The organism is Streptomyces silaceus (assembly GCF_001419745.1).
Classification (GTDB): domain Bacteria; phylum Actinomycetota; class Actinomycetes; order Streptomycetales; family Streptomycetaceae; genus Streptomyces; species Streptomyces silaceus.
This window is the reverse complement of sequence record NZ_LIRJ01000639.1, coordinates 1-1,065: the sequence shown is the minus strand read 5'-3', so window position 1 is coordinate 1,065 and position 1,065 is coordinate 1. Positions and strand designations below refer to the sequence as shown.

The following is a 1,065-nucleotide window of genomic DNA, read 5'->3' as shown; positions in this document are numbered from 1 at the left end:
CATCTTGCCGGGGATTGGGTGCGGGGGGCGTGGTAACACGGTGTGATCAATTGTCGGAGAAGGGTACGAGCTCGTGGGTATCTTCAGTCGTCGGCAGGGCGCCACCGTCGAGTCGACGTCCGTCGGCGGGGCCGGCGCGTCGGGGGCGGGGGCCGGCGCGTCGGGTGCCGGGGTCGCGCTTGATCCGGCGCTTCGTTCGCTGACCGGGCACTGGACCATCGACCGGCCCCACAGCCGCATCGGGTTCTCCGTGCGGCATGCCATGGTCACCACCGTCCGCGGCGCTTTCGGTGAGTACGAGAGTTCCTTGTACTTCGACGGGGAGCGGCCCTCCGCCTCACGGGCCGAGCTCGTCATTCGCGTCGGCAGCGTCGACACCGGTGTGGAGCAGCGTGACGCCCATCTCGTGGGTGCCGACTTCTTTGATGCCGCCCGTTTTCCCGAGATGGCCTTCCGGAGCACGTCCACCGTCCATGAGGGCGGCGAGAGTTTCCGCATGACCGGGGATCTGACCATCCGCGACGTCACCCGGCCCGTCCAGTTGCAGCTCGACTACCTCGGTTCCGTCCTCGATCCCTTCGGGTTCGAGCGCGCCGGCTTCGACGGCACCACCACCATCGACCGCACCGACTGGGGGCTCGTCTACAACCAGCGGCTCAAGGCCGGCGGCACCATGGTGAGCGAGAAGGTTCGGCTGCAGTTCGACATATCTGCCATCCGGTCAGTGGAATAGGTGCGTGGGGTAGCTGCGTGGAATAGGTGCGTGGAGTAGGTGCGNNGACTTGCCCAGCGAGCGCGCCGTGTCCGGGAGGCGTTTCGAGCCGAAGACGGCCAGGACCACTATCGCGACGATCAGTAGGTGCCAGGGTTCCAGGGCGTTGCGGATCATGGGGGGCTCACCTTCTCGCTGAGGTGCCTCGGGGGAGGTTCCTTGGGCTTCCGTCTCTTCAACACTTGCTACATTGCGCAACTGTACAACTGTTGGTCGCGGTACGGGCAGTGAGGGTGTGGCTATGGCTGGGGTCCGGCGTCAGCGGAGGCAGCGGCGAAAGCGGGGGCGCGGGC

At 66.7% G+C, this 1,065-nt stretch carries 2 protein-coding genes; one reads left to right on the top strand and one right to left on the bottom strand.

Going from position 1 to position 1,065, the window contains the following annotated elements; translation table 11 throughout:
- The first annotated feature begins 73 nt into the window (after window positions 1-73).
- Window positions 74-733 carry a YceI family protein gene (locus AOK22_RS38095; protein WP_055703217.1) on the top strand — a complete coding sequence of 220 codons (660 nt, stop codon included), beginning with the start codon at window positions 74-76 and terminating at the stop codon, window positions 731-733.
- Window positions 734-779: 46 nt separating this feature from the next.
- On the opposite strand, the gene AOK22_RS40525 is transcribed toward AOK22_RS38095, so the two are convergent.
- Window positions 780-889: twin-arginine translocase TatA/TatE family subunit (locus tag AOK22_RS40525; protein WP_244165273.1), on the bottom strand; the 110-nt coding region annotated here is incomplete at its 3' end.
- Between the last annotated feature and the right edge of the window lie 176 nt (window positions 890-1,065).